Annotated in this window: 16 protein-coding genes and 1 pseudogene; 11 read left to right on the forward strand and 6 right to left on the reverse strand. The window is 69.0% G+C overall.

Annotation, left to right across the window (positions count from 1 at the left end; genetic code table 11):
* Positions 1–189 precede the first annotated feature (189 nt).
* Positions 190–1,089 (reverse strand): carbonic anhydrase family protein, encoded by a 900-nt coding sequence (locus tag QHF83_RS49145; protein WP_282425094.1) that lies wholly within the window; start codon positions 1,087–1,089, stop codon positions 190–192.
* Positions 1,090–1,275: 186 nt separating this feature from the next.
* Between QHF83_RS49145 and QHF83_RS49150 the strand changes: the two genes are divergently transcribed.
* The 4 genes from QHF83_RS49150 (at position 1,276) to QHF83_RS49165 (ending at position 10,726) form a co-directional block, all read left to right on the forward strand.
* The gene (locus QHF83_RS49150) at positions 1,276–2,067 is read left to right on the forward strand and encodes a cyclase family protein (RefSeq protein WP_282425095.1); all 792 of its coding nucleotides are present in this window, start codon (positions 1,276–1,278) and stop codon (positions 2,065–2,067) included.
* Between the two features lie 64 nt (positions 2,068–2,131).
* A complete protein-coding gene (locus tag QHF83_RS49155) occupies positions 2,132–3,481 on the forward strand; it encodes a type VI immunity family protein (RefSeq protein ID WP_282425096.1) in 1,350 nt (449 codons plus the stop codon).
* 316 nt (positions 3,482–3,797) lie between these two features.
* A complete protein-coding gene (locus QHF83_RS49160) occupies positions 3,798–5,918 on the forward strand; it encodes a prolyl oligopeptidase family serine peptidase (protein ID WP_282425097.1) in 2,121 nt (706 codons plus the stop codon).
* A gap of 173 nt (positions 5,919–6,091) precedes the next feature.
* Positions 6,092–10,726, forward strand: a complete 4,635-nt coding sequence (locus QHF83_RS49165; protein WP_282425098.1) for a hypothetical protein — start codon at positions 6,092–6,094, stop codon at positions 10,724–10,726.
* 285 nt (positions 10,727–11,011) lie between these two features.
* Here QHF83_RS49165 and QHF83_RS49170 read toward each other — a convergent pair whose 3' ends face one another.
* The 5 genes from QHF83_RS49170 to QHF83_RS49190 form a co-directional block, all read right to left on the reverse strand.
* A complete protein-coding gene (locus QHF83_RS49170; RefSeq protein WP_282425099.1) occupies positions 11,012–11,422 on the reverse strand; it encodes a hypothetical protein in 411 nt (136 codons plus the stop codon).
* 427 nt (positions 11,423–11,849) lie between these two features.
* The gene (locus QHF83_RS49175; RefSeq protein ID WP_282425100.1) at positions 11,850–12,947 is read right to left on the reverse strand and encodes a serine/threonine-protein kinase; all 1,098 of its coding nucleotides are present in this window, start codon (positions 12,945–12,947) and stop codon (positions 11,850–11,852) included.
* A 60-nt stretch (positions 12,948–13,007) separates the two neighbouring features.
* Positions 13,008–13,436, reverse strand: coding sequence for an STAS/SEC14 domain-containing protein (locus QHF83_RS49180; RefSeq protein ID WP_282425101.1), 429 nt, complete (start codon positions 13,434–13,436; stop codon positions 13,008–13,010).
* 71 nt (positions 13,437–13,507) lie between these two features.
* A complete protein-coding gene (locus QHF83_RS49185; protein ID WP_282425102.1) occupies positions 13,508–13,861 on the reverse strand; it encodes a GlsB/YeaQ/YmgE family stress response membrane protein in 354 nt (117 codons plus the stop codon).
* Between the two features lie 361 nt (positions 13,862–14,222).
* A complete protein-coding gene (locus QHF83_RS49190) occupies positions 14,223–15,233 on the reverse strand; it encodes an alpha/beta hydrolase-fold protein (RefSeq protein WP_282425103.1) in 1,011 nt (336 codons plus the stop codon).
* Between the two features lie 211 nt (positions 15,234–15,444).
* Between QHF83_RS49190 and QHF83_RS49195 the strand changes: the two genes are divergently transcribed.
* From QHF83_RS49195 to QHF83_RS49225, 7 genes and pseudogenes are all read left to right on the forward strand, one after another.
* Positions 15,445–15,705 (forward strand): hypothetical protein, encoded by a 261-nt coding sequence (locus QHF83_RS49195; RefSeq protein WP_282425104.1) that lies wholly within the window; start codon positions 15,445–15,447, stop codon positions 15,703–15,705.
* A complete protein-coding gene (locus QHF83_RS49200; RefSeq protein WP_282425105.1) occupies positions 15,702–17,057 on the forward strand; it encodes a hypothetical protein in 1,356 nt (451 codons plus the stop codon). Before QHF83_RS49195 ends, QHF83_RS49200 begins: the two co-directional genes overlap by 4 nt.
* Before the next feature lie 483 nt (positions 17,058–17,540).
* The gene (locus QHF83_RS49205) at positions 17,541–18,572 is read left to right on the forward strand and encodes a histidine kinase (RefSeq protein WP_282425106.1); all 1,032 of its coding nucleotides are present in this window, start codon (positions 17,541–17,543) and stop codon (positions 18,570–18,572) included.
* Positions 18,569–19,306 carry a LytTR family DNA-binding domain-containing protein gene (locus QHF83_RS49210; RefSeq protein ID WP_282425107.1) on the forward strand — a complete coding sequence of 246 codons (738 nt, stop codon included), beginning with the start codon at positions 18,569–18,571 and terminating at the stop codon, positions 19,304–19,306. The genes QHF83_RS49205 and QHF83_RS49210 overlap by 4 nt, the downstream gene beginning before the upstream one ends.
* 95 nt (positions 19,307–19,401) lie before the next feature.
* On the forward strand, positions 19,402–19,770 hold the full coding sequence (locus QHF83_RS49215) for a hypothetical protein (protein WP_282425108.1): 369 nt from the start codon (positions 19,402–19,404) through the stop codon (positions 19,768–19,770).
* A gap of 38 nt (positions 19,771–19,808) precedes the next feature.
* Positions 19,809–20,360 carry an antibiotic biosynthesis monooxygenase gene (locus QHF83_RS49220; RefSeq protein ID WP_282425109.1) on the forward strand — a complete coding sequence of 184 codons (552 nt, stop codon included), beginning with the start codon at positions 19,809–19,811 and terminating at the stop codon, positions 20,358–20,360.
* A gap of 184 nt (positions 20,361–20,544) precedes the next feature.
* Positions 20,545–23,068, forward strand: a pseudogene (locus QHF83_RS49225) (hypothetical protein); the annotation flags it as partial.

The raw sequence follows: 23,068 nt of genomic DNA on the forward strand, positions 1-23,068 counted from the left end.
GCGCGCGCAGGAACCTCTTCGACCTCCGCCGCTACGCAGCCTTCCTGAACCTCGAAGTGATCGAGCGGCGTGGCCGAACGGCTATGGCCGCGTGATCATGATGGAAACGAACTGAACGATGCTCTAGTCCCGCGTCCGCCGGCTCTCCGTCCGGATCTGCCCCGCTGCCGCCCGCGAGATCCGTGAACGTCACAAGGGCGCCGGCCCTCCCGGATAGAACATGATCGTGCGGCCATCGATCGGCTGCACGTGGCGTGCGTTGTCCGGGAAGACCGAGATGAACCGGCCGATCTGCTCCGCCGAGGCGAGCATCGGCTTCTCCATGAGGATCCATTGCACATGCTCGCTGCAATCGGGCGTCGTGAGGGATCCATCGTACCGATAGAAGCCGCCGCGGTCGCCGAGGAGCACGTCGGCGAGGCCCTCGGTCTGGAGACAGGTCCCTTCGCCCTCCTTCTGGGGCAGATGCGCGAAGAGCGGGGCCAGGAAGGTGTTTTCCTCGGGGCCGACGTCGATCATGACGGCCACGACCACGCGCCGCGGAGGCCCGCCCGGGGACGCGGGGGGCGCGGAATGGACGAAATGCACTTCCATGGGGTGCGCCTTTCCCGCGATGCGATGCTCGCTCGGCGCGTGGAAATGGAACTGATCGAGCGTGTACGTGACGCCGTCGAGCTCGAGCGTACCCCCCGGCTGCTCGTGCGGGAACAGGAACATCAGGGTATGCCCGTTATCGTAAAAACGCCCCGGCGCGTCGCCGTAGGCGCGGCCCGCGAGCCCCGATCGCGCGGCGTCGCCGGTGACGGGATGCTCGATGTCGATCGGGGATTGGCCCCTCCCGTTCTGGCAATTCGTGTACCCGTCGGTCGTGCCCCAGTGGTCCTGTCCTTCGGGGCCATCGTATTCCCAGGGATGGCCGTGCGGCTTCGGGGCCGCGGGGCACATCGCGGGGTCGATCGGCGTGTTCGTCTCGTCGGACGTATCGACCGGCGCGCTCTCCATGCAGGCACCGAGGCCGAGGAGGGCGAGCGCCGCAAAAACGAGTTTTCCGCGGACGGCGTGATCCCTGATGCGTGGTGTTTTCGGCATTGGTCAGCGTTCTCCTGGAGCAAGGTGCCCTGATGCAGCACGCCTCCGATGAGGAGCGCGCGGGGGAGACGGCGCGAGCCGGAGGCAGGTTCCCGTTATGGGCGCTCGGTCGCTGGGCGCGGGATTCCGGCTTTTTCGGGAATGCATGCCTCGCCGCGCGGAGGTACCCTCTCGAAAGGGGGACTCATGCGATACGCATTTCTCGTTTTCGGGCTCATCGTCCTCGGCGGATGCGCCGCGTCGCGCCCGCTCGTCGACATCGAGCATTCCGATCTCGTCGATCTCACGTATGCCTTCGACGAGCACACGCTCTACTGGCCGAACGCGCCGAGCTCGTTCGAGCTCCAGAAGCTCGCTTACGGACGGACGCAGGCGGGTTATTTCTATGCGGCGAACGCCTTCTGCACGCCGGAGCACGGCGGGACGCACATGGACGCGCCGATTCACTTCGCCGAGGGGAAGATGACCGCGGCGGACGTGCCGCTCGCGCGGCTCATCGCTCCCGCCGTCGTGATCGACGTCGCCCGCAAAGCCGCAGAAGATCCCGACTACCGGCTCACCGCCGCCGATGTCGTCGCGTGGGAATCACGGCATGAGCCCATCACGCCCGGGACCATCGTGCTCTTGCGGACCGGCTGGGGGAAACGGTATCCCGATCGGAAAGCGTATCTCGGGGATGACACGCCGGGCGCGGTCGACAAGCTGCATTTCCCCTCGTATGGGGAGGACGCGGCGCGTCTGCTCATTGGTGAGCGGCACGTCGCCGCCATCGGCGTCGACACGGCGAGTATCGATCACGGCCCGTCGCGCGATTTCATCGTCCACCGGATCGCCGGCGAGGCCGAGGTGCCGGGGTTCGAGAACCTCGCGAATCTCGATCGTGTGCCGGAGCGCGGCGCTTGGGTGATCGCATTGCCCATGAAAATCAAGTACGGGACGGGCGGGCCGCTCCGGATCGTGGCGCTCTTGCGGCGGTGATCCGCCCGATCTGCGAAAGGCGGCCCTTGCGCCGCGTCGAGACCTGGTCTACGGGGCGGGCGCCATGGCAAACCGCCCCGTCCGCTCCTCCGCCACGATCGATTGGCCAAAGAGCGTCGTGCCCACCGAGCCCGCGTTCCTGAACCTTCGTTTTGCGGCGGACGCCGACGGGATCACGCGATCCGAGGTCGAGTCGAGCGTGCTCCACCTGCTCGACGAGGTATCCCAGTACGGCGGCATGTCGGGCGGCGCGTCCTTTGTCTGGTCCAGTGGCCACGACGTGGAGTGCTCCGTGGAGGGCCTCCTCCTGCCGCCCAAGGCGAGCACGTGGCTCCGGACGCGGCTCCGAAGCCAATGGCGTACAGCGCTCGTCGAGCTCCGCCTGTATCAGGAGCTCACGCCCGTGCGCGCCGAGCCGCCGCCGTGTGGCGCCGCCCCGAAAGAGCGTGCCGTGGGAGCAACGGAGGCATCGGCGCTCGGCGCCTTCGAGCCTCTCGGCCTTCGCCATCCCGACACGCAGGAGGTGCTCGTGTTTCCTTGCGTCGAGATCGTGGTGGTGGCGGCCGGGGAAAACGCGACCGTGCGCGCGGCGGTCCGCGAATTCGGCGCGCGCTGGCTCGCGCGGTTCCCCGACACGGGCCTCCTCTCGAAGGGGGGAGACCACAAGGCCTATCGCGCGTCGAGCGTCGCGCAGGCCGAGGCGTCGTGGTCCTCCCATTTCGATGCGAAGAATCGGCGGGTCGCGGGCGTGCATTCGCTCGCCGCCGGGAAAAACGTGCGTTCACCCGAGCCCCCGGCGCTCGTCGGGCAGCTCATGGCCGAAGGCGCCGCGGTGCGCGGGTACCTCCCGATCGCATGGGCGTCGCGCCCTTCCGAGCTTGCGACCCTCGTGGACGAGCTCTGCGGAGGCCTCGACCTCACCTCCGGTTGGTGCGGCATTTCCCAGTACCTCGGCCCCGACGGAGACGCGCGGCGATGGCTCGAAGACCAATGGGGACCCCTGCGCGAGCGAGGGCTCCCGAGTTATGCTTCGTGGATCCGCGACTTCCCCGGGATCACCGTGGGAGAGCCGTACGTGTACACGATCTGGGCCAATCAACCGTTCCTCCTCCACATCGGGTGGATCACGTTGCTCGGGCGTGATTTCGCGAAGCAAATGAACAAGGAGCTCACCTCGCTCGCACCGTCCGTGCAGATGGCTACGCTCCCGGGCGGCGTCGTTCGAATCCGCACCGGGGACGCGCCAAACGCGGGTGGCACCCTCGACGACGGCAGGGAGCTTCGTGTCCGTGAGCGTGTCGGGCGCGCGCTGCAATCGCTGCGCTTTCCCGATGACGATCTCGAACACTTCGGCGTCCGGACGCTCTCCGACGAAGAGAACCGCGCCTATTACCTGCGCTTCTTCGGCGCGTGAGGACTCGAAGCCGCTTCGCTGGGGCTTTGCCCCAGGCCCCACCGGGGCTGTCCGCCCCTGGACCCGGACCAGCGCAAGCGCTGGACTCGGGGTCGATGAACTGCGCGATGCGCAGTTCATCGAACGGGACGGGTCAAGACCGGCGACTGCCACCGGCCTGCTGGAAAAACTGCGCGTAGCGCAGTTTTTCCACCTGAGGTCCAGGGCTTGCCCTGGTTCGGGTCGAGGGGCGAACAGCCCCCGCGGGGCCCGGGGCAGCGCCCCGGCTCCACGTCCCATGCTCAGATGCCCCACAGGCGTGCTAGCGTCGCCCACCATGCGCGCTCGCTTCTCGACCTTCCTGGCACTCTCCCTCCTCGGCTGCGGCGCGGCCTCGGCCCCGGGCCCCGCCACGCCTTCCGATGCATCCACCGCCCCCACGTCTCCGAGTGCGGCCGCGCTCCCTCCGTGGAGCGCGGTACCGACGCCCTCCACGCCCGCCGCGCCTGCGCCGGTTGCCGTGACCACGCTCCCGGCGGTGGCGCATCCCGAGACGCGGCCGCTCGCGGTGGATGTCGCGTCTCTGCCGCGGATCCAGGGGGTCACCATTTCCCCGGACGGCCAGCAGATCGCTTATGTGGTGAAAGAGACGCGGCTCGATGCGGATGCTCGACCCTCGGACAGCGACACCTCCGGCGGCTGGAAGACCGAGGCGCAGCTCTGGGTGGTGGGGCGCGCGGGCGGCGTGCCCAGGCAGCTCACGCGGGCTGAAAAGCCGGTCGGAAACCCGAAATGGTTGCCTGACAGCCGCGGCATCGCGTTCGTGCGATCGAATGGCGGCGGCCGCAAGATCCACGTCCTCCCGGTCGACGGCGGCGAGGCCGAGGTGCTGGACGTCGGCGAGCTCGAATTCGAGGACTACGAGCTCGCGCCCGATGGCCGCTCCATCGCCTTCACCGCTGCGCCGCCGCTCTCCGCGGCCGAGAAGGAGGCCGCGTGGCGCAGCGGCGGCGTCATCGACGAGGCCGCCCGCCACCGGTCGTCACAGCTCTGGGTCCTGGAACGAGGCAAGGCCCCGCGGCGTGTCACCCAGGGCCAGGAGAACGTGCTCGCGTTCCGCTGGTCGCCGGATGGCCGGAGGTTCGTGGTGATCACCTCGCCGTCGGCGGAACCCCACGACGCGAGCATGCGGCACACGGCGCGGATCATCAGCGCCGCCGATGGCGCCGTCGTCCGCGATCTGACCCGGGAACCGCGACCGCTGGGGAGCGTCGCCTGGTCGCCGGACGGGCGCCACGTGGCCGTGCATAGTGGGAAGAACACGCTCTCGCTGCTCAATGCGCTCGACGTGTACGAGGCCGAGAGCGGGCGGTCCTGGGACGTGGCGGACAAGCTCGACGCCACGATCGGGAGCTTCGTCTGGTCGGGCGACAGCCGCACTTTGACCCTGGTCGTCGCCGAGCGGACCGGGACCAAGCTCGTGCGCGTCCCCGCCGCGGGCGGCAGCCCGACCCAGCTCGGCCGGACGACGCGCCTGCTCGGGCCCCTGGGCACCACGGACCGATCGGGGCGCTTTGCGGCGACGCTCTCCTCTGCGCCGACCGATCCCCCCGCGCCCACGGTGGTCGACCTGCAGACCGGCGCGCTGCAGGTGGTCGCGCCGCAATCGAGCCGGATCGCGGGATGGACGGTCGCGAAGACCGAGGTGGTGCGCTGGAAGAACGCGGACGGCGCCGAGATCGAGGGTCTCCTCACGGTCTCGCCGCATGCGGGCGCGGGCCCGGCGCCGCTGCTCGTCACCCCGCATGGCGGACCCGACGACGTGAGCCAGGACGGGTGGAACCCCTTCGTGCAGTACATGGCGGCGCGCGGCTACTCCGTCCTGCGCCCGAACTATCGCGGCAGCTTCGGCTACGGCCAGGCTTTTTACGCGGCCAACCGGGGCCGCCTCGGCGAGGTCGAGCTCGCCGACATCGAGAGCGGCGTGGACGCGCTCATCGCCGCCGGACGCGCCGATGCGCAGCGCCTCTATTATGGTGGTTGGTCCTGGGGCGGGTACGTGACCGCGTGGACCATCGGCCACACGCGCCGTTATCGCGCCGCGGTGGTCGGCGCCGGCGTCGTCGACGTGGTGGCCCAGTACGCCGGATCCGACATCAACCACGGAGCGGCCGCGCAATGGGAGTTCCGCGGCGATCCCTGGAAGCAGCCCGAGGAGTTCGCCGATTCGAATCCGCTGCGCTGGCTGAGCAAGGTCGTCACCCCGACCTTGATCGCGCACGGCGACGAGGATTCGCGCGTGCCCCCCATCAATGGCTTGCTCCTCTACCGCGCCCTCACCGACATCGGCTGCGAGGTGCGGTTCCACCGCTACCCCCGCGAGCCCCACGGCTTCGGGGAGCCGGCCCACCAGGTGCACCTGTGGACCAACTGGGCGGCGTGGTACGCGGCGCACTGACCGTAGATCGCGGATGTTGCGCGGCGCGTAATTTTGGTTGACACCTGCGCTTACATGTTTCCAGATCGCGCCGCAATGCGCGCAGCCTCGGCTCTCCCACGCGAGGCTCGCCAACATCCTGCGAGGAAACTGGCATGTCTACGGTCAGGCGAGCGTCGCGCTTCCTTGGGTTCATGAGTCGAACGAGGCCGCGCACGGAGCGGGTCGCGCTCTGCGTGGCGCTGATGGGCGCCTCGCTCGGGTGTACGAGCGAAGAGCGGCCCGAGGACGGCGCGCAGGCGGCTGCGACGCCCCCGAGCCACGCCCCGGACCCGGCCTCCGCCGCCGGGCGGCTCGGGCTCGGCGATGTCATGCGGCGTGTCCACTTCGCGTTTCGCCCCGAAGGCGATTCGTTCCAGGGGGGCCACACGACGTACGCGGTGCGAGCGGATGCGCGCTCGTTCGAGGTCGCGCCGTATCGACCCGCGGCGGACGGGCCCGCGCGTGAGGGGGTCAAAGGCGCCGCGTTCGTCGCCACTCTGACGTCGATCGAGCGCGCCGGCGCGTCCGTTCTCGGCGCGGGCGGCGCGCGCGTGGACCTCGATCCGAGCTCGCGCGTCGCCGTCACGCGCGGCGACGTCGTCGAGCACCTCGAGAACACCGAGGAGGGCGTCGAGCAGAGTTTTTCCTTCGCGACGAAGCCCAAGGGGCGCGGGGAGCTCGAGGTCCGGATCGCGGTGTCGGGGGAGGTCTTCACGCAGGAAACCGAGACGGGGCTTCATTTCGTGGATCCCGAGACGGGGCTCGGCGTGCGTTATGGCGTCGCGACGTGGATCGACGCCCGCGGGCAGAAGACCGCGGTGCCCATCGACTTCGAGGCGGGGCACATCGTCTTGCGTGTCCCGGAGCGCGCGCTCGACGAGAGCGTTTTTCCGGCGGTGCTCGATCCGGTGATCGGACCCGAGCTCGGGATCGACGGGGCCATCCAGGGCGGAGCTGCCGGGACCCAAACCGAGTCGGCCGTCGCCTACGGCGGTGGGAATTACCTCGTGGTTTGGCGTGACGCGCGCACGGGCACGGATGACCTTTATGGTGTTCGCGTCTCGAATACGGGGACGATCCTCGATACGTCCGGGATCGTGATCTCCAATGCCGCTGGCATCCAGGAGAAGCCCGACATCGCCTACGATGGGACGAACTGGATGGTCACGTGGACCGACCAGCGGCAAGACCCTCAGGGGGATATCTACGCCGCCCGCGTGAGCAGCAGCGGCGCCGTGCTCGATCCCGGCGGGATCCCGGTTGCCACGGCGAGCGCGATGGGAGGAGAAGGGCCGTCGGCCGTCGCGTTCGGTACCACGCACCATCTCGTCGCCTACAGGCGGAGTTACGGCCTCTATGGCCGTTTGATCGCGCCCGATGGAACGATGACCCCGGAGTTCACATTCGCGTCCAGCAATACCTACATCGACGACATCAGCATCGCGTTCAACGGGGCGAACTATCTGGTGGCGTTCGACAACTACAACGCGAGCACCAGCTACGTCCACGGCCGCCGCGTCTCGCCCTCGGGCACGGTGCTCGACGCATCGAACCTCACGATTTGCTCCTATTGCAGTACGAGCGACCTCGACGTGGCCTCCGACGGAACGGGTTGGTTCGCCGTATGGCGGGACACCGGCATCTATGGCCAGCGCATCACGAATGCGGGCGCGGTGCTCGACACGAGCTCCGGCAAGTACCTCGCCGCCTCCAGCTCGAACCTGTCGGTGGTCTTCGCGGGCAATGGCTATGGCGTGTTCGGGACGACGAGCAGCGAAATTCATGGTCTGTTCGTCGATGTGCTCGGCAACGTGACCATCCCGAAGACCGCCCTCATCGGCGAGCCGGGCTCGAGCTCGCTCGCGGCGGCGGCGCACGACGGGACGAACTTCTTCCTCGCCTTCACGGATACGCGGCTGTCGAGCTCGTACAGCCCGTCGGACGTGTTCGGCCTGCGCGTCTCGAACACGCTCACCAAGGTCGACGCGACGAGCCAGCTCCTCTCCCGCGCGGCGAACGCGGAGACGCGCCCCGCCGTGGCCTACAACGGGACGAATTACCTCGCGGTCTGGGAGGACCGGCGTCCAGGCACGACGACGGACATCTATGGCGCCCGCTTGACGACGAGCGGCGCGGTGCTCGATCCGAGCGGGATCGCGATCTCGCAAGCCATGGCCAGCGAATCCTATCCCTCGATCGCCTCGCTCGGTGGTGATTGGCTCGTCGCCTGGAACGATACCCGCGCCAGCAACGACGACATCTATGCCGCGCGCGTCAGCGGCGCCGGGAGCGTGCTGGATCCGTCAGGGGTGCCGATCACGACCGCCGCGGGCAGCCAGAGCAACCCCGCGGTCTCGTCCGACGGGACGAACTGGCTCGTGACCTGGTACGACTCCGCCAACGCCGAGATCTGGGCGAGCCGCGTCTCGCCGGCCGCGACGGTGCTCGATGCATCGGGAATTCAAGTTTCGACGGGCGGCGGCTGGATGCCCGCGGTGGGCTACAATGGAACGAACTACCTCGTCGCATGGTCGAGGCCCGGGGCGATGGGGTACGACATCGCCGCGGCGCGCCTGACGCCGGCCGGCGTCGTGCTCGACACGGGCAACTTCGCCATCAACGTCGCAGCCGCCTCCGGGAGCGAGAACAACGCCTCCGTCACGTCGAATGGTGTCGACTGGCTGGTCACGTGGGACAATAACGCCGACGTTCGTGGTGCGCGGGTGGGTAGCACCGGCGCCGTGCTCGATCCCATGGGGATCGGCATCTCCACGGCGACGAACACCCAGCGCGCGGCGCGAGCGGTCTGGGACGGCACGCAGTACTGGGTCGTCTGGCAAGACGACCGCGCGGTGAGCGGCCGCCAAGACATTTACGGCGCGCGTCTCACGCCCGGCGGGGTCGTGACGGACACGACGGGCATCGTCCTCGCGAACGATCCGGCGCAAAACGAGCTCACCCCCGCGATCGCCGCGGGGCCCTCGAAGGAGGCGCTGCTCGTCTACCAGCGCTTCGATATCGCGCAGCCCTATGGCGCCGATCGGGTCTGGGCCCGCGTCGTGACGGACCCGACGCTCGGCGTGAATGGCGTGTCGTGCCAGACCGGCGCCACGTGCGAGAGCGGCTCGTGCGTCGACGGGGTCTGCTGCGACACGGCATGCAATGGCACCTGCGTGGCGTGCACGGCGGCGAAGAAAGGCGCGGGCGTCGACGGCGCGTGTGGTCCCGTGGCCACGGGCGCGGATCCGGACAGCGAGTGCGCGGAGCAAGGCGCGAACACCTGCGGCACGACGGGGAGCTGCAATGGCGCGGGCGCGTGTGCGATGCACGCCCAGGGCACGCCGTGCGGAGCGGTGTGCGTGGGAGACGCCGCGCAATCGAATGCGTGTAGCGGTACGGGCACGTGCGCAGCGGCGGGGGCATCCACGAACTGCGCGCCGTACGCCTGCGTGGCGGGCGCGTGCAACACGACCTGCGCCGTGGATGGCGATTGCGCGGCGGGGAACGTGTGCGTCGCCGGGGTCTGCGGCAAGCTCGCGCCGAACGGCGCCGCGTGCTCGAGTGACGTCTGGTGTCAATCGGGCGCGTGCGTCGACGGCGTCTGCTGCAACACGGCCTGCACCGGGCTCTGCGAGGCATGCACCGCGGCGAAGAAGGGCGCCGGCGCGGACGGCGTGTGCGGGCCGATCGCGAGCGGGACGGACCCCGAGAACGAATGCGCGCTCGAGGCTGCCGGGAGCTGCGGGCAGAACGGCCAATGCAACGGCGCCGGGGCCTGCCAGCTCCACCCCCAGGGGACCTCCTGCGGGGCGTCGGCTTGCCAGGGGACTGTCGTCAAAGGGCAGATCTGTGATGGCATGGGCCAGTGCATGACCGATCCGGCGGGGAAGGATTGCGCGCCCTACGTCTGCTCGGCCGGATCGTGCAAGAATCCGTGCACGAACGACAACGAGTGCCTGTCCGGCAACATCTGCCTGGCCGGGGCCTGCAAGCCCCCGGGGATGCCTGGAGTCCCCTGCGCGACCGGCTCCGATTGCAGCTCGGGTTTCTGTGTCGACGGCGTCTGCTGCGATACGGCCTGCGAGGGATCCTGCGAGGCTTGCTCGGCTGCCAAGAAAGGGCAGGGGGCCGACGGGCAGTGCGCGCCCATCAAGACGGGCACGGATCCCGACGACGAGTGCGCGGCGCAGCCGCCTTCGACCTGCGGGCTCGATGGTCAATGCAACGGGGCCGGCGCCTGCTCGCTTTATGCGGCGGGTACGCCGTGCGCGGCAGGCTCCTGCATGGGGACCACGCAGGCGAATCCTTCACAATGCGACGGGAGCGGCACGTGCGCCCCGGGTACGCAGGCGAGCTGCGTGGAAGGATACGCGTGCGTCGGGGACAAGTGCGCCACGAGCTGCACGGACGACACGGCATGCGCCCCGGGGTACGTATGCAATGTCGCGATGAAATGGTGTGAGGTCATGATGCAGAGCGGTTCGGGGGGTGGCTCCGGTACCGGTGGCGGCGCCAGCAGCAGCTCCGGTACCGGCGGCTCCGGTGGCGGCATGGGCGGCTCCGGTGGCGGCATGGGCGGCTCCGGTGGCGGCGCAGGCGGCTTCGGTGGAGGCGCTTCTTCCGGCTCCGGCGGGCGCGATGCCCCGGGCGATGAAGGTTGCGGATGCAAGGTGGCGGGCGCGCCCCGCGCGATGTCCCTCGCGCCGAGCGGGCTGATTGCACTGGCCCTGGGAATCGCCTTCCGCAGGCGTTCTCGTGGGCCGCGCGCGGGCAGCGCGCTTCGATAGTTTTGCCGGCCAAGACGGCAGCGCCGGACATTTCAATCGGCACGGGTGTCCCCGTTGCCAGCGTGAACCAGACCTCTACAGTCTTGCCCCCGGTCTGCTGGAAGAACTGCGCATCGCGCAGTTCTTCCACCCTCGGTCCAGGCCGTGCCTGGTTCGGGTCGAGGGGCGAACAGCCCCCGCGGGGTCCGGGGCGGCGCCCCGGCGCCACGGCGGGCGGACGCGAAAATGGGCTCCCGAGCGGCGCACGCTCGGGAGCCCTGGGGTGGCATTCCTGTCGTTTTTGCGTCAGGAGCCGGGCGGCGGCATCGCGAAGGTTGCTTGGCGGGTGACATCGTCGCCAGCGCCGACCTTGAACGTGCCGAGGTCGATCTTGTTGCCGACGGCGTCCCCGTTCTCCTTCACGAGGACGATCGACGCGTGATAATTGTCCACCGGCAGCTCGATGCTCGATTCGAACTGGTCGCACGGCACCCGGATCTGCGCGACGAACTCCTCCTTGTCGTTGCGAATGTCGATCAGCGCGCCCGTCGCGTTGTACGCGACGCAGTAGTTCGGAGCTCGCTGGTTGCTGATCGTCCATTTCGCGGTGAAATGACCCGTGTCGCGCTCGGCCGTGCCCCCTTCCTCACCCCCGCAGCCGAAGAGCAGGATCGAAGCCGCGCACGCCGCAGCGTGAACCAAGTAGCGTCGGATCATGAGTCGATCTCCTTTCGCTCGCAGACGAAACACCAGCAACGGCGGTGCCAGGGAGACAGAAACCGTGCTGCACGCTTTTGTTCGTCCTGACCAAACGCCCCGCGCCCGCACGAGCGAGCGCGCCGAGCGGACGCAGCCTGAAGCGTAGCGCCGGGGTTTCACCCCGGACCCCGACCAGGGGTTGTCCACCCCTGGACCCGGACCAGCGCAAGCGCTGGACCCGGGTCGATGAACTGCGCGATGCGCAGTTCATCGAACGGGCCAGGTCAAGAACACCACGACCCTGCCCGTCAACCGCGGCTTCAGCGGGCCAACGTGCCCGTCGACAGCGTGGAACGTACCTTCCTGGTCTGGCCACCGCGAATCGAGCGCGCTCGCGCCAGGACCGACCTCGGAGGTGCCGCCCGGCGCCTGCAGGCGCCCGCCATTACCTCCGGAGCAGCGCCAAAATCCCGACAATCACGGCCGCGATCAGCACGGCGACGGCGATCCCTCGCTGCGGCGACCTTCGTTGCACCTCGGGCGCACGCATTTCCGCCGCGGCGCCTCGGCCCGCTGTGTCATTCGCCTGCTCCATTTGCGCGAGCGCGTTTCGCTTCGACGCCTCGTCCACCGGGACGAGCATTCCCTCCATGAGCTCCGCGCCCTCGGGCAAGAGCGGCAGGAGCGCTTCGAGCATCTCGCTGGCGTCACGATACCGAGCCTCCTTGTCCGGCGACATGGCCCGCGCGACGACGGCCTGGATCGCGGGCGACACCCAGGGCGCCACATCGGTGAGGGGGGGCGGGGGCCCGCTGACGAGTCGGCTCAAGAGCTCGAGCAGCGATTTCGCGTCCGCGTGCGGCGGTTTTCCCGCGAGCAATGCATACAGCGTCACGCCCATCGAATACACGTCGCTCCGCGCGTCGACGTGCTTGGCGCCTTCGAGCTGCTCGGGCGCCATGTAGAGCGGCGTCCCGACGACCTGGCCGCTGTCCGTCATCGATGAAGACGGCGCGGTGAGGCCCTTCGGCGCGCCCGCGGGGGCGCGGCGGATCTTGGCGACCCCAAAATCGAGCACCTTGATCACCAGCGCGCCCCCGTCCTGCCGCGATAGAAAGAGGTTTTGCGGCTTGACGTCGCGATGCACGACGCCCGCTGTGTGGGCCACGGCGAGGCCCTTGCACGCCTGCGCGGCGGCGCGTATCGCCGCGTCGGGCGAGAGCGCGCCGACGCGATCGAGCAGCGTGCCGAGGTCCTCCCCGGAGAGCAGCTCCATGACCTGGTACGGCACCTGGACGTCCGGGTCCTGCGCGAGCTCGAAGAGGCGCGGTACGTGCGGCGATTCGAGCGCGCCCACGATACGCGCCTCCTGCACGAAGCGCAGCAGCTCCGGATCGTCCTTCGCGAAGGGACGCGCGTGCATCCATTTGATCGCGACCCGCTCGTTTCCGGAGACCGAGCGCGCCTCGTAGACGGTCCCCATGCCGCCATGACCGATGGCGCGGAGGATCTCGAACCGTTCCTGGAGCTTACGTCCGATCAACCCCGGCAGGATGGGCCACGTCCGGCGCCCGAGCAACCAGCACCAGCGACGGGCCGGCGTTCATCCCTTCGCGCGGAGGGGCCGGACCTGTTCGGCGAGCCAGCGGCGGGCCTCGGTCTCGGTGGCATGGAACGCCATGGCAGGGGTGTGGCGGGCGAGGACACGGACGCTGCGGCTGATGAGCTCCAGCGTGATCCGGAGGTAAAACGTGGTGCCGTAGACGGCGGCGGCGAGCTTCGTCGCGTGCGCCTGGACGAATTGGGTGACGTGCTGGCGGGCCGGGGTGGTGAGATCCCCCGAGGCCGTCATGTCGAGCAGGATCAGGAGGTAACCGAACTCGTCGACGGTCGCCTGGTAGACGGAGACGAGCGTCCGCATCTCCGCGAGCGAGGTGTCGCCGCGAATCACGACATGAACGACGGGCCCCTCCCGCTGCACCCGGTGGGGGCCCATCTCGACAGGCGGGTAGGGGGCGCGCTCGACGCTCATGCGAGCGGAACCATAGGCAAAGACGGGGAGAATGTCGCGCCCGACGAGCGCGCGAGGTGGGAGGCGCTGCACTACAAGCGCGTCTCCGGTCCCCGCGGGCGGCCGATGCCGCGCTTCATGAGGAACTGCACCACGAAGGCCACGATCACCGCGCCGAGGATCGCCGGGATGATGGGGATCCGCGCGATCGTGGGGCCCACATGGCCGATGAGCAGGGAGCCGAGCCAGCTCCCGAGCAGGCCCGCCACCATCGCGCCAGCCCAGCCATACGGCAGGCGGCCAGGCACGATTCGATCGGCAATCCAGCCGACGACCGCAGCAATGGCCAGGGTGACGAGCACGCCGAGCACACTGAACGTCGCCCAGATGCCCAGGACGAGCGCAGCGACGATCAGCAACATGACGAACACGAATCCGATCGGCATGGGCACGCGTCGGAGCAAGACGCGGGCCGCAAGCCGTCAGGGCCGAACGGGCTTGAGCATTGGAGGCGCTGCGCTGGGGCGTTGCCCCAGGCCCCACCGGGGCTATCCGCCCCTGGACCCGGACCAGCGCAAGCGCTGGACCTTTTGTCGATGAACTGCGCGATGCGCAGTTCATCGAACAGGCCGAGTCAAGACAGCCGCGCTGCCCTTTCGACTGGCAACGTCGTCCCACCGGTCCGTTGGAAGAACTGCGCATCGCGCAGTTCTTCCACCCCGGGTCCAGCGCTTGCGCTGGTTCGGGTCGAGGGGCGAACAGCCCCCGCGGGGTCCGGGGCGGCGCCCCGGCGCGGCGGCCCCATGCTCAGACGCGCGCGGCTTTGCCGAAGAAATACTGGAAGGGGACGTGGCTGCGGGCGGCCCAGGAGTCTTCGTTGTGGAGGGCGCCGGGGAAGGCGAAGTAGAGCAGGTCTTTGCCGAACTCGTAGCCCTTCGTGAGGAGCTGATCGCGCATGGCCGTGGTGCGCTCGTAGTTGTCGCGCGGCCAGCCGCTGTCGATGTAGAAACGCACGTTCCGCTTGGGCTCGGACGCCACGCGCTCGATGAGGTCGTCCTGGTAGCCGAACGTGCTCGACAAGCAGGCTGCCTTGCCGAAGACGTGCGGGTAATGCCAGCCCAGGAAAAACGAGACCACGCCGCCGAGCGAGGAGCCCATCACGGCCGTGTTTTGCGGGTCGGTCAGGGTGCGCAGGCGTGCGTCGATGAACGGCTTGAGCTGGTTCACCATGAAATCGCCGTAGCGCTCGTAGCCGGGCTTCGTGTACTCGTACATCCGGTCTTTCGCGTAGATGCCGACGACGATGACCTTGTCGATGAGGTTCATCGAATGGAGCAGCTCGACGTTCTCGTCGACGCGCCACTCGTTGCCGCCGAAGGCCTCGTCCCCGAAGAAGAGGTTCGTCCCGTCGTGCATGTAGAGCACGGGATACCGCTTCAGGGTGTTCTCGTCGTAGCCCGGGGGGAAGTAGACCCGGACGAGGTGGTTCGCCTCCGCGTCGCCCTCCGGAATCCGGACGACCGGGGAGAACGTGCCCTGCGCGGGGCAGAAGAAGTGCGGATAACACCGGCGAATCGTGGTGTCGGCCGTGGTGGCGAGGTAGTTGTCCCCCTGCGACCAGGTGAAGCCGCCGTCCTCGCCCAGAAGGCCGGGTTTGAAGTAGAAGTACTTCTGGTCGGAGTCGATCGCGAACTCCGTGATCGTGCGATCGTCGCTGACATACGTGGGCTCGACGGACCGATTCCAGTCGAATTCCGTCCGAAGCACGACGCGCCCCCGCGTCACGGGATAAAAGACCTGAATTTTGGCGTGACCCATCGGCCGATTATCGGCGAGCGGGGAGGGCGTGTAAACATGTTCTTGGGAGCCGCTGCGCTGGGGCGTTGCCCCAGGCCCCAGCAGGGGCTATCCGCCCCTGCACCCGGACCAGCGCAAGCGCTGGACCCGGGGTCGATGAACTGCGCGATGCGCAGTTCATCGAACAGGGAAAGCACTTCCACCGTCATCAATCGATGATATCGTCCCGCACATGCGACGACGTTCCCTTGGTGGTTGTGGCCTCGTGCTCCTTGCCGCGTTGTTCTGGGCAGGCGCCGCGCGCGCCGATGTCCTGCCGGAGCCCGGGCGGCCGGGCCACTGGGACGAGCACCCCGCGCCCACGCCCGAGGTGCCGCTCGAGGAGACGCTGGCGCGTCGGCTCTTGCCCTTGCTCGCCCTCGGGATGGCCGGATGCACGGCGCTCGCCGCGGCGCGGCGGGGACGCGTCCTCTCCCGCGCGGGGCGGCGATGATGCGAGCCCTGGACGACGGGCGCTTCGTGGTGCGCGGCAATCCGGAGGAGGTCGCCGGCGAACGAAGAGCGCTCTGGAAGTACACACGGCTCTGGCACAGGAACATCCAGCCGGGCCTCTCGCCGAAGGACGGATACTGGCTCCACGGGACCGATCGGCAATCCGGCGCGCGCGTACAAGTCCATCCGCGAGGTTATGCGTTCGACTGGACGCACGAGCTCGCGACCGAGACTGTCGCCCGGGTCGTGCAATCGCTCGCGCTCCCGTACACGGTGCCCGTGCTCCACGTCGGTCCGGGCATCGTCTTCGCGGAGCCGCCGCCCGCGCGGCCCTGGCCGTCCCTGGGGATCGAGGCCGCGGCGGCGTGCGCGCTCCAGGCGTGTGAGGTCGCGGCGCGGCTGCATGCGCGCGGGTGCGGCCCCCTCGTGTTCGGACCGTCGCACCTGCGGCTCGTCGAGCAGGATGGGCATTGGCAGATTCGCTGGCTCGTCCCGGGCATCGAGGATCTCGACTTGTACGAGGCGCTCGAGCTCGCCAAGGACCACGACCGAGAGCACCGCCATCCGCGCTGGGATTGGGGGATCGATCCCATCCAGCACGACCTCTGGCAGATCGCTTGGTTCTTTTTCTCGCTGCTCGCCGTGGACCGTTCGGCAGGTGAGACCCTCGATCCCGCTCCTCGCGAGGCATTCCGGACGCTCCTCGGCATGCTCGACGGGGGGCCCGAGGCCGCCGGCGTGAAGGATGCCGCTTCCCTCGCCGGCGTCTTCGCCGTCCTTGCCCGCGTGCCCTCCGCCCGCGTCCAGGGGCTTCCCGTCGTTCGGGCCTTGCCGCGGCTTTATCCGGACTGGGACGTGGTCATCGCCGACGGCGAGGCGCTCTGGAAATCCGATTCGCTGCCGCGCGGCCATCGGGATTACGTGAGGCTTCCCCTCGCGGTCGCCTATCACCAGCGCGCGAGCCGCGCCTGGGCCCGGGGCGAGCATGGAGCGGCGCTCGCCGACGTGGATCGGGCCCTCGAGATCGACGACCACGCGCCCTACCACACGACCCGCGCGGTGCTGCTCGATGCGCAGAATCGCCGCGACGAGGCGCGCGCCGCGATCGCCATGGCCTTCACGATGGATGCGGAGGCCAAGGAACGAGGGTTCCGGACCCCCGACGAGCAAGCGGCCTGGGAGAAGGCCAAGGACGTGGAGCGGGCGCGCGCGCACCTGACGCGGGGAATGTTTGCCTTGCGTGCAGGATCGCTCGACGAGGCCGAGGCGGATCTCCGCCGGGCCGAGGAGCTCGCGCCAAACGCGCTCTCCACGCGAGCGCTCGCCGCGGTGGCGCGCGCTCGTTCGCGCTGACGCCAGGGATCGGGGAGCCGTTTCGCTGGGGCTTCGCCCCAGGCCCCACCGGGGCTATCCGCCCCTGGACCCGGGGCCTGCGCAAGCGCTGGACCCAGGGTCGATGAACTGCGCGATGCGCAGTTCATCGAACAGGCCGAGTCAAGACCGGCGAGCGCCCCTGCCCATCAAGACAGCCGCGCTGCCCTTTCGACTGGCGACGCGGTCCAACCGGCCCGTTGGAAGAACTGCGCGGAGCGCAGTTCTTCCACCCCGAGTCCAGCGCTTGCGCTGGTCCGGGTCCAGGGGTGGACAACCCCTGGTCGGGGTCCGGGGTGAAACCCCGGCGCGGCGCGCCTGCCTACGGCCGCTCGTCCGCTGGGAGGGACCATCCATCCGGAGTGGCTTGCTACCTGGAAACGAGGCCCCGTACGCTCTGCTCGTATGGCGAGGCCTTCCGAGAGCAGCCGTTTCGAGCGCACTCTGCCGGGGGGTGGGGACCTCATGCCTCGCGAGATGCTCTGGCTCTACCCGATCGTGCCGCTCGCGGCTGCGCCGCTCCTCGTCGGGGACCTCTTCTCGCTTTCGCTCGACAGGGCGCTCCTGCGGATTGCGGGCATTTATCTTCCTTTCCTCTCGTTCTCGTTCACCTTCCACGCGCTCTACGTCTGGGTCCTGCCCAAGGTCGTGACGCGCCTCCGCACGCCGCTTTCGCGCGGCGCGCTCCACGTCGCGGTCATCACTGCGGTCCCGCTCCTCCTGGCCCCGCCCATCCTTGCCTTCAAGGAGACGCTCTTCCCGGGACAACACAAGCCGCTCAAGTTCACCCTCGAGTGCGTCATCATCTCGTGGCTCTACATGTTTCCGGCCCTCATCGTGCAGCGCCTGCGGAACGAGGCCCAGACCATCGAGCGCATGGCCCAGCTCGAGCGACAGGCTGCGCTCGAGGCCCAGCTCGAGGCGCTCCAGAGCCGCACGAACCCGCATTTCCTCTTCAACACCATCAACACGGTGGCGAGCCTCATCCCGGAGGACCCTGCGCTCGCGGAGCGCACCCTCGAGCGCATGGCCGACCTCTTCCGTTATGCGCTCGACAGCTCGAAGACGCGGCTCGTCACGATCCGGCGCGAGGTGGAGATCGTGCGCGACTATCTGGCCATCCAGTCTGCGCGGTTCGGCTCGCGCCTTTGCGCGGAGGTCGAGTTCGACGAGCGGGCTGCCGACGTCCTCGTCCCGCCGCTCATCCTGCAGCCCCTCGTGGAGAATGCGATCCTGCACGGCATGGCCCACCGGAGCCGCGGCAGCGTGCTCGTTCGCATCCGGCACGAGGGGCACCACGTCTCCCTCGAGGTGCAGGACGATGGGCCCGGGCCCTTTGCCTCCGAGCACCGCGGCAGCCAGACGAGCGTGGACGACATCCGCGAACGCCTGCACCTGCTCTATGGCGAGCACGGAGCGATCTCCCTCTCGGCGGCGCCTGCCGGAGCAGGCTGCCTCGCGCGGGTGGCCATTCCGGTCGAGAGCGGGGTGACATGAAGATCCTTGTCGTGGACGACGAAGAACCCGCGCGCCGACGCCTGATTCGCCTGCTCCGAGACATCCCGGGCACCGAGGTCGTCGGAGAGGCCGGGGACGGCGAAGAAGCGCTCCGGCGAATCGAGGCGCTCGGGCCCGAGCTCGTGCTGCTCGACATCCGAATGCCCGGCCTCGATGGGCTCTCGCTCGCCCAGCGGTACGTGGACCTGCCGCCCCTCGTCTTCATCACCGCCTACGATGAATATGCCGTGCAAGCCTTCGAGGTGAACGCGGTCGACTACCTGCTCAAACCGGTGCGCCCCGAGCGGCTCCTCTCCGCCGTCGAACGCGCTCGCCAGCGGCTCCTCGCGACCAAGGAGGCCGCGGCCCGCGCCCTCTCGGCGGTGGCGGGCCGCGGGGGGCCCACGTCGCGCATCGTCACCGTCACGCGCGGGGTCATCCGCCTCTTCGATGCCCGCGACGTCACGCGCTTCTGGAGCAGCGACAAGTACACGCTCTTTCGCGCGGACCGGGAGGAGCATTGCACCGAGGAGCCGCTGTCCACGCTCGAGGAGCGGCTACGCGCCCACGGCTTTTTGCGCGTGCACCGGGGGGAGCTCATTCACGTCGGCAGCGTGAAGGCATTACGCAGCGGGGAGGGGATCCACGAGATCGAGCTCCAGGATGGCCAGATCGCGCGCGTGAGCCGGCGCTCGCTTTCCGCCTTGAAGGCGGCGCTGGGCCTCGCGGAGTAGCCGCTCATCGGCTGGCGCGCGCCGCTCATCCGCTCTCCTTTGCCGCATGTCGGCTCGGGCTCGCGACGAGCGGTCCGGCCTGTAGCTTCCCGCGCATGCGACGAACGGTCCTTGCCTCCCTGATGATGCTGGCCGCGGGGCTCGCGGCGGCCCACACCGTCTGGCCCGAGCGGCCTGTCGAAAACCCCCTGGCGCGGTACGCGCTCGGGCCATCGGCGAGGTTCGGCTTCACGGGTCGTGTCGAGGAGCGCCTGTCGGCCGGTTCCTACCTCTATCTCCGCGTGCGGGACGCGGCCGGCGCGGGGCATTGGGTCGCCACGCTCACGTCCACCGCCTCCGCGACGGCGGACGTCGACGTCCAGATCTTCGCGCGTGCCGAGGACTTCCACTCGAGGCGCCTCGGCCGCGACTTCTCGCCGCTCCTCTTCGGCACCGTCCGATCCCGAGCCCCCGAAACCCGCTGATGACCCTGCGATTGTTCCCCATGCAAAGGAGCCATTCCATGAAGCGCAATTTCGTAACAACAGCACTCCTCTCCATTTCCCTCCTCGCGTGCACCGGCTCGGATGCCGAGCCGCCCACGCAGACGCCTCCCGATACGACGGATGACGGTTGTGTGCGAGACGAGCTGGAGGCCGATTTCGGGTCCGCGCCACTTCAGGGCGCGGGGGTCGACGCCGAGGGAAAGCTCGCGCCGGGGAGCTACATTTTGAGCAGCACCTGGATTCATCGGAAGGGCACGCCGGCGTCCGAAGCGAGGTTCGAAGAGCTCGTGGGCCCCATCGGCGAGGCACTCCAGAGCCAACCGGGGCTCGTGGCGCTCCGGCTCGGCAGCTCCGCGAGCTGCAGCGCGGGCCGCACGCTCACCGTCTGGAAGGATGAAGAAGCGATGTACCAATTCGTCGGCAGCCCCGCGCACGCCGAAGCCATGGCGCATATCGGGGAGATCAGCCGCGGCGACAGCGTGGCCACGAGCTGGCAGGACGACGAGCGCGGAGCCACATGGGAGAACGCGCTCGCAAAGCTCGCCGCGGAGACAGGTCCCACGTACTAAGACCCGTCCCACGCGCGTTTGCGTTTGCATTCGTGCTTCCGCTTGCCGCCTCTGCTTTCGCTTCCGTCACCCCTGACCCAGAAATGACTGCACGGGTGCGCCTGGTCGGGTAGCCTCCCTGCCCGGGACCGCTCGCTCTCGGACGTCGGGCGCGCGGTCGATACACGAACGAAGCGAGAGTGCAATGAAAGATGAGCGAATGCATTTCGCGCGGTGGCGCTGCTCCCTCCTCGCCCTGGGCGTCGGCGCCGCCACGGCGGCCTGCGGCGGCGAGCCAGCACCCGAAGGTCCTCCGGCGAGCTCCATCGAGCCGCCGTCGCGAAGCGGATCTGCGACGATATCGAGCGAGTTACGCGCGGCGCACATCGCGTCCACGCAGCGCGCCGCCTCGCCTCGATATGCAGCGGTGACGTCGTCTCGCGGGCACGTGCGCGCCGACAACGAGGCGCAACGATTCTCGACGACGCTCGACGAGGCGGGGGTTTCCGTGACCTCGCACGACGGCGGCTTCACATTCTCGATGCGCGCGACGGGCCTCGGATGCGAGTCCGCAATGGAGGCGCTCGGCGCGGCTGCGCCCGAGGCGCAGGGAAACCTCGTTCGTTACGAGCGTGAGGGCCTCGCGGAGTGGTACCTGAATGGGCCGCTCGGGCTCGAACAGGGTTTTACGATCGCGCGGGCACCTTCGTGTCCAGGGACGAAGGTCGTGGCGCTCGAGGTCGGCGGCGACCTGCGGGCCTCGCTCGTGGACGCGGACGGCGATGGTCGCGGACGGGAGCTCCACCTCGCCCACGTCGGGGGCGCCCGAGCGCTCGTATATTCGGATCTCTACGTGAAGGACGCGACGGGCAGGGAGCTTTCGGCCTGGCTTTCGCTCACGGAGGGGCGGCTCTCCATTCATGTGGACGACGCGGGGGCCGTGTACCCCGTGGAGATCGACCCGCTGATCACGCAGCAGCAGGCGAAGCTCGTGGCGGGCGACGGCGTGGCGGGCGACCTGTTCGGCACCTCGGTGAGCATCTCGGGGGACACGGCGCTCGTCGGCTCGCCTTTCGACGACGACAAGGCCGAATCGGCGGGATCCGTCTATGTCTATGTGCGGAACGGCGGCGTCTGGATGCAGCAGGCGAAGCTCGTGGCGGACGACGGCGAGGCCTCGGACCTGTTCGGTTCGGCTGTCTCGCTCTCGGGGGATCGGGCGCTCGTCGGGGCGCCCAACGACAAGCCGAATGGCGGCTCGGCCTATGTCTTCGTGAGGAGCGGCGGCGCCTGGACCCAGCAGGCGAAGCTTCTGGCGAATGACGGGACGACGGGCGATCGGTTCGGCAGGGCGGTCGCGATCGACGGAACCTTCGCGCTCATCGGAGCATCCGAGGACACTCCGAATGGCCAGTTCTCGGGCTCGGCCTATGTCTTCGCGGAGAACGGCGCGTGGACCCAGCAGGCGAAGCTCGTACCTGGTGACGGCGGGCCCAACGACTACTTTGGCTATTCGGTCGGGATCTCCGGGGACACGGTGCTCGTCGGGTCCTTCAAGGATGACGACAAGAGCGTGGACGCGGGCGCGGCTTATGTCTTCGTGCGGGCCGGCGCGACGTGGACCCAGCAGGCGAAGCTCGTCGCGAGCGACGGGGCTGCGGGCGACTGGCTCGGTTTTTCGGTGGCGATATCGACGGACACGGCGATCCTCGGCGCGCCCAATGATGATCCCCTGGGGCTCTACTCCGGCTCGGCGTACGTCTTTACGCGGAGCGGAGCGGTCTGGACCCAGCAAGCGAAGCTCGTGGCGAGCGACGGGACAGAAAACGAAGAGGTCGGCGTTGCGGTGGGGATCTCGGGCAACCTCGCCGTCCTCGGCGCGAGGCTGGGGGACGCGCAGAGCACGAATTGCGGGGCCGCGTATCTCTTCGCGCGGAGCGGCGCGACGTGGACCGAGCAGACGAAGCTCCAAGCGAGCGACGGCCAGCCGGGCGATTTTCTTGGCTTCACGGTGGCCATTTCGGGAAGTACGGTGATCGCCGGAGCGAGCACCGACGACGACAAGGGGCTCGACGCCGGAGCGGCGTACCTGTTCCAAAGCCCATCCCCCCAAGGCGGCGCCTGTACGGTCGCCCTGGATTGCGCGAGCGGATTCTGCGTGGACGGTGTCTGCTGCAATGAGGCGTGCGGCGGCGGCGTCGTGAACGATTGCCAGGCGTGCAGCATGGCGGCGGGCGCGGCAGCCGATGGAACCTGCACGCCTCTCGCGGCGGCTACGGCGTGCCGCGCGAGCGCGGGTGCGTGCGACGTCGCCGAGAGCTGCGACGGCGTCACGAAGGACTGTCCCGCGGACGTGAAGGTCGCGATGGGCACGGAATGCCGTGGCTCATCCGGCGAATGCGATGTCGCCGAGAGCTGCGACGGCGCCGCGAACGATTGTCCCGCAGACGTGAAGGTCGCGATGGGCACGGAATGCCGTGGCTCATCCGGCGAATGCGACGTCGCCGAGAGCTGCGACGGCGCCGCGAACGATTGTCCCGTCGATACCAGCGCGCCGGATGGCACCGTATGCAGCGCTGGCACTTGCACCGACGGCGTGTGCATGAGCGGCGGCGGCGGAAGCGGCGGCGGCGGCGGAAGCGGCGGCGGCGGTGGAAGCGGCGGCGGCGGCGGAAGCGGCGGCGGCGGCGGAAGCGGTGGCGTCGGCGGAAGCGGCGGCGCTGGCGGTG

It is taken from the genome of Polyangium sp. 15x6, from assembly GCF_029960785.1.
Taxonomy (GTDB): domain Bacteria; phylum Myxococcota_A; class Polyangia; order Polyangiales; family Polyangiaceae; genus Polyangium.

What these genes read in the sequence shown, in the direction of transcription:
- QHF83_RS49205 (WP_282425106.1), top strand. Translation starts at nt 17,541, where the DNA reads ATGCCTCGCGAGATGCTCTGGCTCTACCCGATCGTGCCGCTCGCGGCT.
- QHF83_RS49150 (WP_282425095.1), top strand. Translation starts at nt 1,276, where the DNA reads ATGCGATACGCATTTCTCGTTTTCGGGCTCATCGTCCTCGGCGGATGC.
- QHF83_RS49170 (WP_282425099.1), bottom strand. Translation starts at nt 11,422, where the DNA reads ATGATCCGACGCTACTTGGTTCACGCTGCGGCGTGCGCGGCTTCGATC.
- QHF83_RS49185 (WP_282425102.1), bottom strand. Translation starts at nt 13,861, where the DNA reads ATGCCGATCGGATTCGTGTTCGTCATGTTGCTGATCGTCGCTGCGCTC.
- QHF83_RS49160 (WP_282425097.1), top strand. Translation starts at nt 3,798, where the DNA reads ATGCGCGCTCGCTTCTCGACCTTCCTGGCACTCTCCCTCCTCGGCTGC.
- QHF83_RS49145 (WP_282425094.1), bottom strand. Translation starts at nt 1,089, where the DNA reads ATGCCGAAAACACCACGCATCAGGGATCACGCCGTCCGCGGAAAACTC.
- QHF83_RS49180 (WP_282425101.1), bottom strand. Translation starts at nt 13,436, where the DNA reads ATGAGCGTCGAGCGCGCCCCCTACCCGCCTGTCGAGATGGGCCCCCAC.
- QHF83_RS49190 (WP_282425103.1), bottom strand. Translation starts at nt 15,233, where the DNA reads ATGGGTCACGCCAAAATTCAGGTCTTTTATCCCGTGACGCGGGGGCGC.
- QHF83_RS49155 (WP_282425096.1), top strand. Translation starts at nt 2,132, where the DNA reads ATGGCAAACCGCCCCGTCCGCTCCTCCGCCACGATCGATTGGCCAAAG.
- QHF83_RS49215 (WP_282425108.1), top strand. Translation starts at nt 19,402, where the DNA reads ATGCGACGAACGGTCCTTGCCTCCCTGATGATGCTGGCCGCGGGGCTC.
- QHF83_RS49210 (WP_282425107.1), top strand. Translation starts at nt 18,569, where the DNA reads ATGAAGATCCTTGTCGTGGACGACGAAGAACCCGCGCGCCGACGCCTG.
- QHF83_RS49195 (WP_282425104.1), top strand. Translation starts at nt 15,445, where the DNA reads ATGCGACGACGTTCCCTTGGTGGTTGTGGCCTCGTGCTCCTTGCCGCG.
- QHF83_RS49220 (WP_282425109.1), top strand. Translation starts at nt 19,809, where the DNA reads ATGAAGCGCAATTTCGTAACAACAGCACTCCTCTCCATTTCCCTCCTC.
- QHF83_RS49165 (WP_282425098.1), top strand. Translation starts at nt 6,092, where the DNA reads ATGAGTCGAACGAGGCCGCGCACGGAGCGGGTCGCGCTCTGCGTGGCG.
- QHF83_RS49200 (WP_282425105.1), top strand. Translation starts at nt 15,702, where the DNA reads ATGATGCGAGCCCTGGACGACGGGCGCTTCGTGGTGCGCGGCAATCCG.